Below are 15,786 nucleotides of genomic sequence, written 5' to 3'. Positions count from 1 at the left end.
CTCAAGGGGCCATCCGGCCCGTAAAGGGAACGCGCCATGCAACACGTTGAAATCTATACCTCGCCGCTCTGCGGCTTTTGCCACGCGGCCAAGCGCCTGCTCAATCAGAAGGGCGTCGAGTTCCACGAGATCGACGTTCTCAAGGAACCGGCCCGCAAGTCCGAGATGATGGACCGCGCCCATGGCCGCCACACCGTGCCGCAGATCTTCATCGGCGAAACCCATGTCGGCGGCTGCGACGACCTGTATGCACTGGACCGTGCCGGGAAACTCGACGCCCTGCTGGCCGGGTGATGCGGGTCGCGCTCCTCCAGATGACCTCTTCGGACGACCCCGGGGAGAACCTCGCCACCCTGCGCGAGATGCTGAAGGCCGCACGCGCCGCCGGGGCGGTCATGGCCCTGACGCCCGAAGTGACGAACTGCGTCTCCATGGACCGCGCCCACCAGGCGGCTGTGCTGCGCCCACAGGTCGAGGACCCGACCCTCGCAGGCGTCCGCGAGGAGGCGCGGGCCCAAGGCCTCTGGGTGCTGCTGGGCTCGCTGGCACTGAAATCCGACCCGCCCGAGGACCGCTTCGCCAACCGCTCCCTCCTTGTCTCACCGAAAGGCGAGGTCACGGCGCACTACGACAAGATGCACATGTTCGACGTGCAGGTGTCCGAGACGGAGACCTACCGCGAATCTTCCGGCTACGCGCCCGGGTCGCGTGCCGTGCTGACACAGGCCGCAGGGGCGACCCTAGGCCTCACGATCTGTTACGACATCCGCTTCGCCTATCTCTACCGCGCACTGGCGCAGGCCGGGGCGCAGATCCTGACCGTCCCGGCGGCCTTCTCCCCAGGCACCGGCCCGGCGCACTGGCAACCGCTGCTGCAAGCCCGCGCCATCGAAACCGGCTGCTTCGTCCTCGCCCCGGCGCAATGCGGCACCCACACGGCCCGCTCTGGCCGGGCACGCCAGACCTACGGGCATTCCATGGTGGTCGCTCCGTGGGGAGAGGTCCTGCTGGACGCGGGCGAGACATCCGGCGTCTACTGCGTCGACCTCGACCTAAGCCGCGTGGACGAGGCCCGCCGCCGTGTGCCATCCCTCACGCATGACCGTGTGTTTGAGGGGCCGATGGTATGAGTGACGGCGCGCTGGCGATCTCGCTGTTTTCCGAGCTTCTGGTGGCTGACCAGCTGCTGCGCGCGCGGCTGACCAAGGTCCTGCCGAACAAGATGGAAATCTCGCATTTCTCTGTCCTGAACCAGCTCGCCCGAGGTGGCGAGAAGTCTCCCGCCCAACTCGCCCGCGCCTTCCACGTGACCCGCGGCGCCATGACCAACACCCTGTCAAAGCTGGAGATTTCCGGCTACGTCCACATCCGCCCCGACTGGGACGACGCAAGGCGCAAGATGGTTTCCATCTCCCCCGCAGGCCGCGCCGCCCGCGACGCCGCGCTGGCGGCCATCACCCCCTTGATCGACGAAGTCATGGGCGACCTCGGCGAAGACAAGGTCCGCGCCGCGCTCCCGGTTCTCAGGGAACTGCGCGGGCGGCTGGAGGGGTAGGGGGCTCTGCCCCCGTCTCTTGCAGAGACTCCCCCGGAGTATTTTGACCAAGAAGAAGCAGGAAGAGCGCGTCCTCTGCTTTTCATCTTGACGCAAATACCTCGGAGGGGTCCGGGGAGGCAGCGCCTCCCCGGCGGTCGCCTGAGCGAAGCGAAGGCGAAACCACTCTGAAAAAGATAAAGGGCCCCGCCATTGCGGAGCCCCAGGTTTGTCATCAAGCCGCTTGGCTTACGCCATCCACCAACGCTCGGCCATACGGGCGTTGTCCATCTGCCAGAGGTTGCCCACCTTGTCAGGGTTCGCGACCTTGTTGCTGATCGCCTGCACGTAGTTGGCGAACATCGGCACCAGCACGCCGCCTTCGTTGCGCAGGATCATCTGCATCTCGCCGTACTGGTCGCGGCGCTTGGCTGAATCCAGCTCGGCGCGGGCGGAGACCAGCAGTTCCTGGAAGCGGGCGCTTTGCGCCGAACCCCAGTGGCTGTCGTTCCACGGCGCGCCTTCGGCATAGGCGGTCGAGAACATCCAGTCCTCGGTGGCGCGGCCCGACCAGTAGGAGGCACAGAAGGGCTTCTTCAGCCAGACGTTCGACCAGTAGCCGTCCGCCGGTTCCTGCACCACGTTGATGTTGATGCCACCGGCCTTGGCCGAGGCCTGGAACAGCTGCGCAGCGTCGACCGCACCCTCAAACGCGGCAGAGGAGGCCGACAGATCGATGTCCAGCGAATCGAGACCCGCTTCCTTCAGGTGGAACTTGGCCTTGTCGGGGTCGTAGGCCAGCTGCTCCATCTCCAGGTAGTATTGGTTGGCCGGGCCGATGGGGCTGTCGTTGCCGACCATGCCGTGGCCCTGCAGGATCTTGTCCACCATCTCCTGACGGTTGATGCCATACTTCAGCGCCTGACGGACATGCACGTTGTCGAAGGGCGCCACGTCGGTCAGCATCGGGAAGATGTAGTGCTGGTTGCCCGTCACTTCCTGGATGCGGATCATCGGGTTGGCCTTCAGCAGGGCCTCCGTCTTGAAGTCGATGCGGTTGATCGCGTCGACCTGGCCGGTCATCAGCGCGTTCATCCGGGCGGTGTTGTCGTTGATCGCGATATACTCGATCTCGTCGAAGAAGCCCGCCGCGTCACCCTTGTAGTGATCGGCGTAGCGGGTGGCGACCATGCGCACGCCCGGCTCGAAGCTTTGAACCTGGTACAGGCCGGTGCCGATGCCCTTCGCAATCGCTTCCTCGATCATGCCCGCCGGGTACATCAGGATATGGTAGTCGGACAGCAGGTAGGGCAGGTCGGCGTTGCCTTCGGCCAGCGTCAGCTGGACTTGCAGGTCGCCGGTCTTCTTCATCTCGATGATGGGCTCGACGATCGGCTTGGCCGCGGATTTCGCATCCTCGGCGATGTGCATCTGGAGCGACTCGATCACGTCGTCGGCGCCAAAGGACTTGCCGTTGTGGAAGGTCACGCCGGAGCGCAGGTTGAAGGTCCAGACCTTGGCGTCGGGAGAGGCCTCCCAGCTTTCGGCCAGTTCGCCCTTCAGCGTGCCGTCTGCGCCGATCTCGGTCAGGCTGTCAAAGACCGCGCCCTGGGCGCTGGCGATCATGAACAAGTCGGAGTGGGTGCGGGCGTCCCAGCTGTCCGAGGTATTGGCGCCCGAGAGGCCAGCGCGCAGGCGGCCGCCCTTCTTGGCCTGTGCGCGCAGCGGCAGGCCCGAGGCGGAGAGGACGGCGGCGGCTGCACCGGTGGTCAGTAGGCCGCGTCGGCTGATGCGTGTCATGTTTTAGCTCCCTGTGTTGCCGGGTCTGTGCCGACCCTAGCGATTCTGTCTTCTTTATAAACGCAAAATTCGTTGAATGGCGTGCTTCCGCCCGTACCGGTTATTTCATGTTGTCCACGGCGGCGTCGCCGATGTTGTCCACCCCGCGTTCGGCCAGCAGGTTGGTCAGCCAGTCGGGGTCCATCTCCGGCACCGAGGACAGCAGCAGGTCGGTGTAGGGATGGTGCGGCGGTTTGAACATCTCGGGCTTTGGGCCCTGTTCCACGACGCGCCCGTCCTTCATCACAACCACCTCGTCGGCGATGGACCGCACGGTCGCAAGGTCGTGGGTGATGAACATGCAGGACAGCTTCAGCTCGTCCTGAAGGCGGGCGAGCAGGCGGAGGATTCCTTCGGCGACCAGCTGGTCCAGCGCGCTGGTGACTTCGTCGCAGATGATGAACTTTGGCTCGGCGGCGAGGGCGCGGGCGATGCCCACACGCTGTTTCTGGCCGCCGGACAGCTCGGATGGCAGGCGGTCGGCGTATTGGCTGGCGGGCAGCTCGATCTCTTCGAGCAGCTCGGCCACGCGGTCGCGTTTCGCGCGGCCCTTGAGGCCCATGTAGAATTCGACGGGCCGCCCGATGATGTCACCGATGCTTTGACGCGGGTTCAGGGCGGTGTCGGCCATCTGGTAGATCATCTGGACCTGCCGCAGCTGGTCCTTTGACCGCTGGCGGTAGTCGGCGGGCAGGGGCTGGCCGTCCAGTTCGACGATGCCCTGTTTCTGCGGAAGAAGCCCGGTGATGACCCGCGCGGTGGTCGACTTGCCAGAGCCGGACTCGCCGACCACGGCGACGGTGCGGCCCTGATGGATGTCGAAACTCACATCGTGCAGGACGGGCACCTTGCCATAGGCGGCGGTGACGTTCTGAACGCTGATGACAGGCGTGGCATCCGCGGCGGGGGCCGGTTTCGCGGGGCGGACGAACTCGCGCACGGCCCACAGCGATTTCGTGTAATCCTGCTTTGGGTGGGCGAGCATCTCGCGGGTCTCGGCCTCTTCGACCTCCTCGCCCTTGAGCAGCACCTTGATGCGGTCCGCCATCTGGGCGACCACGGCCAGATCGTGGGTGATGTAGATCGCCGCCGTGCCGAACTGGTCGACGATGTCACGGATCGCGGCAAGCACCTCGATCTGGGTGGTCACGTCCAGCGCGGTGGTCGGTTCGTCGAAGATGATGAGATCGGGCCGGGTGGCCATGGCCATCGCCGTCATGGCGCGCTGCAATTGCCCGCCAGAGACCTGATGCGGATAGCGAAAGCCGATTTCGTCGGGGTTCGGCAGGCGCAGGCGGCGATACAGCTCGATCCCGTCCTCCGTGCTGTCGGATCTGGACGACACGCCGTGCTGCACCGCGGCCTCGACGTGCTGGTCGATCAGCTTGTGCGCCGGGTTGAAGGACGCCGCGGCGGACTGGGCGACATAGGCGATTCGCTTGCCCAGAAGCTGGCGCTTGGTCTCTGCCGAGGCGGTCAGCAGGTCGATCCCGTCGAAGGTGATCGAGCCGCCCGACACCCGCACGCCGTCGCGGCAGAAGCCCATGGCGGCGAGGCCCAGCGTCGACTTCCCCGCGCCGGATTCCCCGATGAGGCCGAGGACTTCGCCCTTCTTCAGGGTGAGGTCGACGCCCTTGATGATCGGCATCCACGTTTCGTCGGAGCGGCCCTCGATCCGGACGTCGCGCATTTCGACAAGCAGGTCAGACATGGGCGTTCCTACGGTCAAGTGGTTGATTCCAAACGATTGCGGATTGCGGGTGCAAATTGCCGGCTGACAATTTGCGGCACCAAATCGTTTTCATCCCCCTCATTCCTTCAACCCCGAGGACCGGTGCAGCATCCAGTCCACCACGAAGTTCACCGCCACGGTGAGCAACGCGATGGCCCCGGCGGCCAGCAGCGGTGCCGACGCGATCTGTGGCGCGAAGGCGGCGTAATTGATGAAGGCGGAGAGGTCCTTCACCATGGTGCCCCAGTCGGCCAGCGGCGGCTGGATGCCGAGGCCGAGGAACGACAGCGCCGAGATCGTCAGGAAGACAAAGCAGAAGCGCAGACCGAATTCCGCCAGAAGGGGGGCGGTGGCATTGGGGAGGATTTCCTTGAAGATCAGGTAAACGAGGCCTTCGCCGCGCAGCTTGGCGGCCTCGATGTAATCCATCACGACGATGTTCATGCCCACCGCGCGGGCCAGACGGAAGACGCGGGTCGAATCGATCACGGCGATGATGACGACCATGGCGGCGGTCAGGCCCGTGCCGGACACCCATGCCGACGCCACGGTGATCAGCAGCAACGAGAAGATCAGCGAGGGGATCGCCATCAGCACGTCGACAAGGCGGCTGAGCAGCTGGTCCGTCCAGCCTTGCAGCGTGGCGGCGAGGAAGCCCATCGTGCCGCCAAGGAAGAAGGCCAGGACCGTGGTGGCAAAGGCGATGCCCACGGTGTTCTGCGCGCCGTAGATCAGGCGGGACAGGATATCGCGGCCGATCTGGTCGGTGCCCAGCGGGAAATCCGGGTTGCCGCCCAGCGCCGGGTTGCCGCCGGGGACGACATTGGCCAGCGGAAAGACCTGCTCTTGCCCATGCGGGGCGATCCAGCCCGCGAAAATCGCGGTCACGGCATAGATCAGCACGATCAGGATGCCGAAGGCGGCGGTCAGGGGCATGTGGCGAAAGGCTTTTTTCGACCCGGCGGTGCCGACATGCCGTCCCAGAAGGCGGAACAGGAAGGCTGCCACGGCAGAGACGGCGACGAAGTGCACGGCCCAGCGCCAGAAGATCACGCTGGCGCGCGGCGCGCCGTTCAGCTCGGCGGGCTGGAGGTACAGCCAGAGACCGCCCAGCGCCAGGGCTACGGCCAGCGCATAGCCAAAGGCCACGGCGTAAGGCATGTCCCGGAACAGCGGCTTGTTCCCGGTCAGCTTTTGCCCGGCAAAACGCAGGACCCAGCCCAACGCGGCGACCACGGCGAGCGCGATCAGGAGAGTGATCCAGACGCTCATTTCGGGTGCCTCAGACGCGGGTTGGCCAGCATGGACAGGATGTCGGCGGCGAGGTTCAGGAGGATGTACGCTCCGGCGAAGATCAGGCAGCAGGCCTGCACGACCGGGATGTCACGGTTCTTCACCGCGTCGACGAACAACTGGCCGATGCCGGGGTAGTTGAACACCACCTCGACCACGACGACGCCGGTGATGAGATAGGCGAGGTTCAGCGCGATGACGTTGATGATCGGCGCCCATGCGTTGGGCAGCGCGTGTTTGACGATGATCCGCAGGGGCGAGACGCCCTTGAGCCGGGCCATCTCGATGTAGGGGCTTGCCAGCAGGTTGATGATTGCCGCGCGGGTCATGCGCATCATGTGGGCGGTGACCACCAGCGTCAGGGTCAGCGCGGGCAGCAGCGTGGCGGTGAGGCGATCCCAGAAGCCGATACCCTGGTAGATGTTGGCGATCGACGGCAGGAAGGGGTTCAGCACGGCGAGGAAGAGCACGAGGATATAGGCGAGAAAGAACTCGGGGCTGGAAATCGAGGTCAGCGTCGAGACGTTGATGATCTTGTCGAAGGCCGAGTTGCGGTAGAGCGCCGCCAGCACGCCCAGCGTGACGGCGAAGGGCACGGCGATCACGGCGGCGACGGAGGCGAGGAACATGGTGTTGGCAAAGCGCGGCGCGATCTGGTCGGCGACGGTCTTGAGGTTCTGCCCACCCATGTTCGACTGGAAGTTCAGCTGCGCGTAGCTGATGCCGAGGTTGCCCTGCAGCATGTCCAGAAGCCAGCTGATGTATCGGGTGATGTAGGACTGGTCGAGGCCGAGGTCGCGGCGGATGGCGGCGATGGCCTCTGGCGTGGCGCCCTGTCCGAGGATGGCCTGGGCGAAGTCTCCCGGCAGCATGTTGACCGCCGCGAAGATCACGATGGAGACGATGAACAGCGTGAGCACACCCAGTGCGAGACGCTGAAATATGATTCTAAGGACCGGATGCACGTTCCTTTTTGCCCTCCCTGTGGGCGCTTTTACGCGGGTCAGTTTTTGTTGACTCTCGAGTCAACATTAACGCAACCCGGATGTATGTAAACCCTCCCGTCGGCTTATGTCGTCCATGGCACGCACCAGTTCGGCGCTGATTCCGGGTTCCGACAGGGCGTGACCGGCGTTGCGGACCATGCGCAGGTCGGCGTCGGGCCAGGCCTGTGCCAGCTCCCATGCGCGCTGAGGCGGGCAGATCATGTCATAGCGGCCCTGAACGATGACACCGGGGATTCCGTGTATCTTTTCAATGTTCTTCAGGATCCAGCCGTCCTCGGACAAGAAGCCCTTGTTGACGAAATAATGGTTTTCGAGACGGGCAAAGGCACGGGCGTATTCGCCGGGCGCCTCGCCGCCGTGGCCGTTGGAATAGACCGAGGCGAGGGCGTTTTCCCATGCGCTCCAGGCTTGGGCAAAACGTGTCTCGGTCCGGAGATCGCCGCTGAACAAGCGCTTTTCATAGGCAGAAATCAGGTCGTGGCGCTCGTTTTCGGGCACCAGATGGGCAAAGCGCGCCCAGGGTTCGGGCCAGAACTGCCCCGCACCGCCGCCGTAGAACCAGTCCAGTTCGGCCTGAGTCATCAGGAACACGCCGCGCAGGATCAGGTGGCTGACCCGGTCGGGGTGCGAGATGGCATAGACCAAGGCCAGCGTCGCGCCCCAGCTGCCGCCGAAGACGCAGGTCTTTTCGATCCCCAGTGTCTCGCGGATGCGTTCGATGTCGGCGACGAGGTCCCAGGTGGTGTTGTTCTTCACACTGGCATGAGGGCGCGACCGGCCACAGCCGCGCTGGTCGAACAGCACCACGCGGTAGACGTCCGGGTCGAAGTAGCGCCGCATCGCCGGGCTGCATCCGCCGCCCGGTCCGCCGTGCAATACGATCACCGGCATCCCCTGCGGGTTGCCGCATTGTTCGACATAGACGGTGTGACCGTCGCCCACGTCCAGGGTCCTCTGGTCGAAGGGGTCGATCGGGGGATACAGGTACTGCACTGCGCGCTTTTGGCCCGGGATTTTGTCCATGTCCTACCTATATTGCGTGCAAACACCGAAAGACCATGGGGAATGTCATGACAACCACCGTAGATGCCGGAGAGATCGCCAAGTTCGAGGCCATGGCGGCCGAGTGGTGGGACCCGAACGGCAAGTTCAAGCCGCTGCACATGATGAACCCGGTGCGTCTGGACTACATCACGACGCAGATCGCGGGGGAGTTCGATCGTCAGCTTGGGACGGACCGGCCCTTCGACGGCCTGCGCATCCTCGACATCGGCTGCGGTGGCGGGCTGCTGTGCGAACCCATGGCGCGGCTCGGGGCCGAGATCGTCGGCGTCGACGCGGCGGCGCGCAACATCCCCGTGGCCGAGGCCCACGCCCGCCAGTCGGGGCTGGAGATCGACTACCGCCACACCACCGCCGAGGCCATGGCCGAAGCGGGCGAACAGTTCGACGTTGTGCTGAACATGGAGGTTGTGGAGCATGTGGCCGACCCGCTGGCCTACCTGACCGCCTGCCGCCAGTTGCTGAAACCGGGCGGGCTGCACCTGTGCTCGACCATCAACCGCAATCCGAAAAGCTTTGCCATGGCCATCGTCGGCGCGGAATACGTGATGCGCTGGCTGCCCAAGGGCACGCATGAATGGTCGAAATTCATCACCCCGGACGAGCTTTACGACCTGATGCGCCGCGCAGGGCTGAACCCGGTGGACCGCAAGGGCTACGTCTTCAACCCGGTGTCCTGGAAATGGTCGATCTCCGACCGCGACCTGTCGGTGAACTACGTCACCGCCGCGCTAAAGCCGGAGGCATGAGCATGATCCCCGAAGGTCACCTGCTGATCGTCATCGACCTGGTCTACACCGCCCCGGCGGACCGGATCGAACCGCACCGCGCCGCCCATATGGCGTTCATCAAACAGTGCCTCGACGAGGGGTTCATCCTCGTCTCCGGCCCAAAGGTGCCGCGCACCGGCGGTACGATCATCGCCATCGCCAAGGACGTCGAGGCCGCCCGCGCCCGCATGGCACAGGACCCTTTCGTCACGGAAAACCTGGTAGACCTGACCTACACGCCCTTCGACCCCGGCACCCGCCACCCGGCGCTGCCGTAAGACACCTCGAGCCGCGCTTTTCCCTTCATCTTGATGAAAATACCTCGGAGGGGTCCGGGGAGGCAGCGCCTCCCCGGCGGTCGCCTGAGCGCAGCGAAGGCGAAACCGCTTACAACACGTAGCGCGACAGATCGGTGGAGCGCGCCAGGTCGCCCAGCTCCCGCTCGACAAAGGCCGCATCGACCACCACCGCCTCGCCCGACTTGTCCGGCGCGGCAAAGGACAGCTCCTCGAACACCCGCTCCATCACGGTGTACAGCCGCCGCGCGCCGATGTTCTCGACCGAGCCGTTCACCTCGGCCGCGATGCGCGCCAGTGCGTGGATGCCGTCCTCGGTGAACGTCACCGTCACCTCCTCGGTGGCCATCAGCGCGGTGTACTGGCGGGTCAGAGCGTTGTCGGTCTCGGTCAGGATGCGGACGAAATCCTCCTCGGTCAGCGCCTGAAGGTTGACGCGGATCGGCAGGCGGCCCTGCAATTCGGGCAGCAGGTCCGAGGGCTTGGCGATGTGGAACGCCCCGGAGGCGATGAACAGGATATGGTCGGTCTTTACCGCGCCATGCTTGGTGGACACCGTCGTGCCCTCGATCAGGGGCAGCAGGTCGCGCTGCACGCCTTCGCGGGACACGTCGCCGCCACGGGCTTCCTGCCGCGCCGCGACCTTGTCGATCTCGTCGAGGAAGACGATGCCGTTCTGCTCCACCGCTTCCAGCGCGGCGGCCTTGACCGTCTCGTCATCCAGCAGCTTGTCCGCCTCCTCGGCGATCAGCACCTCGTAGGACTGCGCCACGGTCATGGACTTGCGCGTCGTCCGGCCCCCGAACGCCTTGCCGAAGATGTCGCCCAGGTTCATCATCCCCATCTGGCCCATGCCCGGCTGGCCGGGGATGTCCATCATCGGGAAGGGCGAGGCCGTTTCGGCCACGTCCAGTTCGATCACCGTGTCGTCCAGCTCGCCCGCCTTCAGCTTGCGGCGGAACATCTCGCGGGTCTGCTCGCGGGCGTCCTTGCCGGCGATGGCCTCGATCACGCGTTCCTCGGCGGCCTGGTGGGCGCGGGCCTTCACGTCCTCGCGCATGTGTTCGCGGGTGTCGATGATCGCCGTGTCCACCAGGTCACGGATGATCTGTTCCACGTCGCGACCGACATAGCCCACCTCGGTGAACTTGGTGGCCTCGACCTTGATGAAGGGCGCGCGGGCCAGTTTCGCCAGCCGGCGCGAAATCTCGGTCTTGCCGACGCCGGTCGGGCCGATCATCAGGATGTTCTTGGGATAGACCTCGTCGCGGAGGTCGTCGGACAGCTGCTTGCGCCGCCAGCGGTTGCGCAGGGCCACGGCCACGGCGCGCTTGGCGTCCTTCTGGCCGATGATGAAACGGTCGAGTTCCGAGACGATCTCGCGGGGGGTCAGGTCGGTCATGGGCGTCCTTTTCAGCGGTTGCGCATCAGATAACCGCTGGTGTGGAAATTCCAACCCCGTGACCGCAAGCGTCATTTGCAAGGCTTGAAGGAACCGCCCCCCGCCCCGACGTGTTGCACTCAGGTACAAGAGGTGATCGTGATGCCGGATTCTGGATACATGCCCGTCGAGATGCCCATTTCGCAGCTGCGCGCGGAGGGGGGGCTTGTGTGCATCATCACCAACCGCAAGTCGGGCCGCAATTCGCGCGACCGCGAGGCGGTGGAGGCTGCGGCCGACGCGCTGGGCGGCGAGATCGTGTCTTTCAGCGGTGGCAAGGGCCTGATGAAGGCGATCGAGGAGGTGAAGGCCAAGCGTCCTTCGCTGGTGATCGCGGCGGGCGGCGACGGGACGGCGATGGCGGTGGCCAATGCGTTTCTCGGCACAGGGATTGCCTATGGCGTGCTGCCCCTCGGCACCTTCAACTATTTCGCGCGCGGGCTGGGCCTGTCCGAAGATCCCGCCGAGGCCGCGCGGCAGCTGGCCGATGGCAAGGTGGTCGAGCGGCGCGTGGGGCAGGTCAACGGGCAGGCGTTCCTGAACAACGCCTCGGTCGGCATTTATCCGAGCATCCTGAAGGTCCGCGAAAGCGTCTACCAGCGCTGGGGCCGTCGCCGCATCATGGCGCATTGGTCGGTGGTGAAGACCTTCCTGCGGTTCCGCAAGCCGATGAAGGTCCGCATCCTGATAGATGGCGATGGCGGGCGGTATCGCACCGCCCTGGTCTTTGTCGCCCGATCGGCGTTCCAGTTGGAGCGGTTCGGGCTGGAGGGGACGGATGTCATTCGCGACGGAGGCTTTGCCGTGTTGCTGGTGAACGCCCGCACCCGGCTGGAATTGTTCCGCCGGGTGTTCAAGCTGGCCACGGGCACGGTGGAGGAAGGGGTGGACTACGACCTCTTTGCCGCCGACGATCTGTGTCTGGAGGTCGAGGGCAAGAAGCGCGTGCTTCTGGCCTATGACGGAGAGAAGAAGCGGGTCAGCGCGCCGCTGCGCTTTGGCATGTCCGAGGATGTGCTGCGGCTGGTGGTGCCGAACGACCCGGTCACGGAGGAGGCATGAGGCGAGTCCTGCACCTGTCGGACCTGCATTACGGAAAGGATCGCGCGGATCTGGAAGAGCCGCTGTTGGAGGTGGTGGACCGTCTGGCGCCGGACCTCGTGGCGATTTCCGGGGATTTCACCCAGCGCGCGCGGCGGTCACAGTTCGCCGAGGCGCGGGCGTTCCTTGAGCGGCTGACGGTGCCGTGGCTGGCGGTGCCGGGGAACCATGACACCCCGCTGGACAACCTTTGGGTGCGGCTGATGAAGCCGTGGAAGCGGTATCGCGCGGCGATTCACGATGAACTGGAGCCGGTTTACGAGGACGAGCACATGGTGGTGGTCGGCGTGAACACGGTGAACCGCTTTGCCTGGCAGCGCGGCAAGCTGTCAAACCGCCGTGTCGCGCGGGCCTGTCAAGCCTTTGGCGACGACGACGGGCGGGCGCGGATCGTGATGCTGCACCATCCCTTGCAACATGGTCCGGAGGTGGAAAAGCGGCTGATGCGCGGGGCGGACGAGGCGCTGAAGGCCTTTGCCGAATGCGGCGCGCAGGTGGTGCTGTCGGGGCATCTGCACAACACGGTGATCGCGCCGTTTCGGGCCTGGCCGCAGTTGCTGTTCGTGCAGGCGGGCACATCGCTGTCGAGCCGTGTGCGGGGCGAGGTGAACACTTTCAACCTGCTCGAAGTGTCCGCCGAGGCGGTGTCGGTCGAAAGCTGGGGCGCGGAGAATCTGGAATTCGCGCCGCTGTCGCGGGTGGCCTATGTGCGCCGGGATGGCGCATGGCACCGAGAGGACAGCGCCCCGCGCGCCCGTCTGGCATCGCGGGGCTGAGGGTCTTAGGCTCAGGCGTCGATGGTTTCGACGGTGAGTTTCCCGTTCGTGTAGACGCAGATGTCGGCGGCGATGGCCATGGCCTCGCGGGCGACGGTTTCGGCGTCCTTGTCGCTGTCCATCATGGCGCGGGCCGCGGCCAGCGCGTAGTTGCCGCCTGACCCGATGGCCGCCACGTCATGCTCCGGTTCCAGCACGTCGCCCGCGCCGGTGATGACCAGCAGGTCGGTGCCGTCGGTGACGATCAGCATGGCCTCGAGTTTCGACAAGTACTTGTCGGTGCGCCAGTCCTTTGCCAGCTCGACGGAGGCGCGCTGTAGCTGGCCGGGCGTGGCCTCCAGCTTCTTCTCCAGCCGTTCCAGCAAGGTGAAGGCGTCGGCGGTCGAACCTGCAAAGCCCACCACCACGTCATGCCCGCCGGGGTTCAGGCGGCGCACTTTGCGGGCGGTGCCCTTGATGACGGTCTGGCCAAGGCTGACCTGCCCGTCGCCTGCCACCACGACCTTGCCGCCCTTGCGGACGCCGATGATGGTGGTGCCGTGCCAGCCGGGGAAATCGTTGCTCATGAGGGTCTCCTTTGCCTTGGGGACCATATGGCCCCCGGGGCGCGGCACGGCAAGGGTGCGGGTTCAGCGCTCAGAGGTCGAAGAAGGTCGCGGTGGCGACGATGTCCCCCGTGGGCGCGCCTGTCGGAGAGCCGCCCGGCGGTTCGACCGAGATGGCGATGGTGCCGGGACGGACCGAGGGCGCGATGTCGTCGGGGACCACGATGCGCGTGGTTGTCCCGGTTTCGAGAAGCCCCAGGGAGATCGGTGCAGGCGCGCCCTCGGCGATCAGCCAGAGTTCGAAGATGCTCCCTTCGGGCGGCTGCCCTGCCACTGGTTCCACGACGATTTCATGCGTTGCCGGGATGACGCTGGCCGTCAGCATCACGGATTGGTCGGCGCTGGCCAGTTCGGCGCGGAAGGCGGGTGTCAGGTCCGGGGGGCGCAGGAAGAGCACCCAGGCCAGCAACACACCGGCCAAGCCCGCTGCAACCAGCGAGCCCAGAAATCCGGGACGGCGCAGGAGCTTGCGGCGCGGGCGGGGCGTGTGGCCCAGCGCGCTCAGGATCGAGGATTTCACCCGGGCGGGCGGCATGACGTCGGGGACATCCTCGGCGATCCCGGCAAAGTGCATTTCCCAGCCGTGGATCAACGCTTGCAGCCGCGTGTCCGTCATCAGGCGGGCGTCGACCGCGCGCGCTTCCTCGGGCGGGAGGAGGCGCAGGACGTATTCCGCAGCAAGCACTGCGTCATCGTCGGTATGGTCGCGGTCGGTCATCGGCCCAGACACTCCCTGAGGGCAATGAGGCTGCGGCGCAGCCAGGTTCGGATGGTGTTCAGCGGCACGGCATAGCGGTCCGCGAGGTCCTTGTAACTGTCGCCGTCGAGGTAGGCGCGTTTGACCGCATCGGCGCGGTCGGGGTCGAGTTCGCCCATGCAGGCGGCGATGGCCGCGCCCTCGGAGCGGGCGATGGCGAGGCGTTCCGGGCCGGGTTCGTCCGAGGCAATCAGCGTCATGTCATCGTCAGCGCCGTCATGCGCCCGCCGCTTGCGCAGCTTGTCGATGGCAAGGTTGCGTGCCACGGTGATGAGCCATGTCATCGGGCTGTGACCGGTGACGGCATAGAGGTCGGCCTTGTGCCAGATCCGCACGTAGACCTCTTGCAGCACCTCCTCGGCGTCACCGCGATGTTTCAGCACGCGCAGGCAGACACCGAACAGCTTGCTGCTGGTCGCGTCATAGAGCGCGGAAAAGGCCGCCCGGTCCCGTAGGGCGACACGGGCAATCATGTCTTCGATATCGGCACGTGTCGTCATGGAGCCAATGAACGCGAGGCCATAGGTGTCTGTCAAATGATCCTTTGCCTACAGTGGCAAAAGGTGCCCCGCCGCCCGGGGATGCGGTCCGTGCGGCGGGGCGATGGGCCCAAGGAGGCAGGCCGCTTACTGCGCGGTGATGACCTGCATCACTAGCTTGTCGTCGATCTTGATCGGGCCGTCTTCCTTGGCGCCGAGGGTGTATTCGAAGATGCCGGTTTCCATGCCACCGGCCTCGGAGTGGACCATGAGCATCAGCATGTCGCCGGGGGCCACGTCTTCGGTCAGGATGGCGGCGACGTCGGTGTTCTCGCCGGCGCGCAGGGGCGCGTGGCCGACAACGGGGCCGGGTTTCATCTCGGCGTCGGTGCGGTGCACCACGAGCCAGCCGTTTTCCTGTGCGGTCACCATGTCGGCGGACACAATGCCATTGGCGACGGACTGGTCAGCGGCGGTGACCATCGGGGCCATGGCGTGGCTTTCGGCGAACGCGGCGGTGCCAAGGGTGGTGAGGATGGCGGCGGTGATGAAGCGGTTCATTGCAGTCTCCTTTGGTTGGATATGCCTGAGCCACGAAAGACCGGCGGCAGAAGTTTCAGCCGGTACGATTTTTCTGCGAAAAATCTTTTGCCGCCCCGCGACTCTGTTGCACAAAACCGTCTCTGAGCGGAGTTCCCCTTTCCCCGGACGGATTTATCCCACGACTTCTGTGACAGGGATTCCAAGGGCGGTGTAGCCGTTCAGAACGGCGATACGGACCTGAAGCTCAGCGACCTGTCGGTCGAAGTCCCGCGCCATGAGGCGCTGCCCCAGCAGTTTAACGCAGTGCATCTTGGTCTCGACGCGGCTTCGGCGGTGGTATCCGCTCCAGTTTCGCCAGATAGCGCGGCCGAGGTATTTCGAAGTTCGCAGGGCCTCGTTTCTGGCCACCGCACCCGCGGTGACGGCCTTCCACGACTTAGCGTTTTTGCGGGGTGGGATGACGGCATGGGCACCGCGGTCAGCGATGGCGTCGTGGCATTTGCGGGTATCATACGCACCGTCTGCGGTGACGCTGCCGATCGCCTCGTTCG

At 65.4% G+C, this 15,786-nt stretch carries 18 protein-coding genes; 7 read left to right on the top strand and 11 right to left on the bottom strand.

Going from position 1 to position 15,786, the window contains the following annotated elements; translation table 11 throughout:
- Nucleotides 1–36: 36 nt before the first annotated feature.
- The 3 genes from grxC to ACP16H_RS06505 are packed head-to-tail and all read left to right on the top strand — an operon-like array spanning nucleotide 37 to nucleotide 1,555.
- Entirely contained in the window at nucleotides 37–294 is a 258-nt protein-coding gene (gene grxC / locus ACP16H_RS06515; protein ID WP_425071463.1) for a glutaredoxin 3, read from the top strand.
- Nucleotides 294–1,130, top strand: a complete 837-nt coding sequence (locus tag ACP16H_RS06510; protein ID WP_425071462.1) for a carbon-nitrogen hydrolase family protein — start codon at nucleotides 294–296, stop codon at nucleotides 1,128–1,130. The genes grxC and ACP16H_RS06510 overlap by 1 nt, the downstream gene beginning before the upstream one ends.
- Nucleotides 1,127–1,555 (top strand): MarR family winged helix-turn-helix transcriptional regulator, encoded by a 429-nt coding sequence (locus ACP16H_RS06505; protein WP_425071461.1) that lies wholly within the window; start codon nucleotides 1,127–1,129, stop codon nucleotides 1,553–1,555. The genes ACP16H_RS06510 and ACP16H_RS06505 overlap by 4 nt, the downstream gene beginning before the upstream one ends.
- A gap of 228 nt (nucleotides 1,556–1,783) precedes the next feature.
- On the opposite strand, the gene ACP16H_RS06500 is transcribed toward ACP16H_RS06505, so the two are convergent.
- From ACP16H_RS06500 to pip, 5 genes are all read right to left on the bottom strand, one after another.
- The gene (locus ACP16H_RS06500; RefSeq protein ID WP_425071460.1) at nucleotides 1,784–3,334 is read right to left on the bottom strand and encodes an ABC transporter substrate-binding protein; all 1,551 of its coding nucleotides are present in this window, start codon (nucleotides 3,332–3,334) and stop codon (nucleotides 1,784–1,786) included.
- A 100-nt stretch (nucleotides 3,335–3,434) separates the two neighbouring features.
- Nucleotides 3,435–5,084, bottom strand: a complete 1,650-nt coding sequence (locus tag ACP16H_RS06495) for an ABC transporter ATP-binding protein (RefSeq protein ID WP_425071459.1) — start codon at nucleotides 5,082–5,084, stop codon at nucleotides 3,435–3,437.
- A gap of 99 nt (nucleotides 5,085–5,183) precedes the next feature.
- Nucleotides 5,184–6,377 (bottom strand): ABC transporter permease, encoded by a 1,194-nt coding sequence (locus ACP16H_RS06490; protein WP_425071458.1) that lies wholly within the window; start codon nucleotides 6,375–6,377, stop codon nucleotides 5,184–5,186.
- Entirely contained in the window at nucleotides 6,374–7,363 is a 990-nt protein-coding gene (locus tag ACP16H_RS06485) for an ABC transporter permease (protein WP_425071457.1), read from the bottom strand. Before ACP16H_RS06485 ends, ACP16H_RS06490 begins: the two co-directional genes overlap by 4 nt.
- 66 nt (nucleotides 7,364–7,429) lie before the next feature.
- On the bottom strand, nucleotides 7,430–8,428 hold the full coding sequence (pip, locus tag ACP16H_RS06480) for a prolyl aminopeptidase (protein WP_425071456.1): 999 nt from the start codon (nucleotides 8,426–8,428) through the stop codon (nucleotides 7,430–7,432).
- 47 nt (nucleotides 8,429–8,475) lie between these two features.
- Here pip and ubiG point away from each other — a divergent pair, with 47 nt between their 5' ends.
- Complete coding sequence (gene ubiG / locus ACP16H_RS06475) at nucleotides 8,476–9,216, top strand: bifunctional 2-polyprenyl-6-hydroxyphenol methylase/3-demethylubiquinol 3-O-methyltransferase UbiG (RefSeq protein WP_425071455.1); 741 nt, start codon at nucleotides 8,476–8,478, stop codon at nucleotides 9,214–9,216.
- Nucleotides 9,213–9,515 carry a YciI family protein gene (locus ACP16H_RS06470; RefSeq protein ID WP_425071454.1) on the top strand — a complete coding sequence of 101 codons (303 nt, stop codon included), beginning with the start codon at nucleotides 9,213–9,215 and terminating at the stop codon, nucleotides 9,513–9,515. The genes ubiG and ACP16H_RS06470 overlap by 4 nt, the downstream gene beginning before the upstream one ends.
- Before the next feature lie 109 nt (nucleotides 9,516–9,624).
- Here ACP16H_RS06470 and hslU read toward each other — a convergent pair whose 3' ends face one another.
- A complete protein-coding gene (hslU, locus tag ACP16H_RS06465; RefSeq protein ID WP_425071453.1) occupies nucleotides 9,625–10,935 on the bottom strand; it encodes an ATP-dependent protease ATPase subunit HslU in 1,311 nt (436 codons plus the stop codon).
- Between the two features lie 141 nt (nucleotides 10,936–11,076).
- On the opposite strand from hslU, the gene ACP16H_RS06460 reads away from it, so the two are divergent.
- The gene (locus tag ACP16H_RS06460; RefSeq protein WP_425071452.1) at nucleotides 11,077–12,036 is read left to right on the top strand and encodes a diacylglycerol/lipid kinase family protein; all 960 of its coding nucleotides are present in this window, start codon (nucleotides 11,077–11,079) and stop codon (nucleotides 12,034–12,036) included.
- Complete coding sequence (locus tag ACP16H_RS06455; protein ID WP_425071451.1) at nucleotides 12,033–12,851, top strand: metallophosphoesterase family protein; 819 nt, start codon at nucleotides 12,033–12,035, stop codon at nucleotides 12,849–12,851. Before ACP16H_RS06460 ends, ACP16H_RS06455 begins: the two co-directional genes overlap by 4 nt.
- Nucleotides 12,852–12,862: 11 nt before the next feature.
- Here the strand turns inward: ACP16H_RS06455 and hslV are convergent, their stop codons facing one another.
- The 5 genes from hslV to ACP16H_RS06430 all read right to left on the bottom strand — a co-directional run.
- Nucleotides 12,863–13,417: an ATP-dependent protease subunit HslV gene (hslV, locus tag ACP16H_RS06450; RefSeq protein WP_425071450.1), complete on the bottom strand. Its 555-nt coding sequence runs from the start codon at nucleotides 13,415–13,417 to the stop codon at nucleotides 12,863–12,865.
- Between the two features lie 70 nt (nucleotides 13,418–13,487).
- On the bottom strand, nucleotides 13,488–14,174 hold the full coding sequence (locus tag ACP16H_RS06445; protein WP_425071449.1) for an anti-sigma factor: 687 nt from the start codon (nucleotides 14,172–14,174) through the stop codon (nucleotides 13,488–13,490).
- Nucleotides 14,171–14,713 carry a sigma-70 family RNA polymerase sigma factor gene (locus ACP16H_RS06440; protein ID WP_425071707.1) on the bottom strand — a complete coding sequence of 181 codons (543 nt, stop codon included), beginning with the start codon at nucleotides 14,711–14,713 and terminating at the stop codon, nucleotides 14,171–14,173. The genes ACP16H_RS06445 and ACP16H_RS06440 overlap by 4 nt, the downstream gene beginning before the upstream one ends.
- A gap of 126 nt (nucleotides 14,714–14,839) precedes the next feature.
- Nucleotides 14,840–15,253 carry a DUF7282 domain-containing protein gene (locus ACP16H_RS06435; RefSeq protein ID WP_425071448.1) on the bottom strand — a complete coding sequence of 138 codons (414 nt, stop codon included), beginning with the start codon at nucleotides 15,251–15,253 and terminating at the stop codon, nucleotides 14,840–14,842.
- A gap of 153 nt (nucleotides 15,254–15,406) precedes the next feature.
- Nucleotides 15,407–15,786, bottom strand: a 380-nt coding sequence (locus ACP16H_RS06430) for a transposase (protein WP_425070187.1), incomplete at its 5' end; no start/stop codon positions are given.

Origin of the sequence: Sagittula sp. S175, assembly GCF_049800975.1 — a bacterium.
Taxonomy (GTDB): domain Bacteria; phylum Pseudomonadota; class Alphaproteobacteria; order Rhodobacterales; family Rhodobacteraceae; genus Sagittula.
The sequence above is the reverse complement of the archived record's forward strand: the minus strand, read 5'-3'. Positions and strand labels throughout refer to the sequence as shown.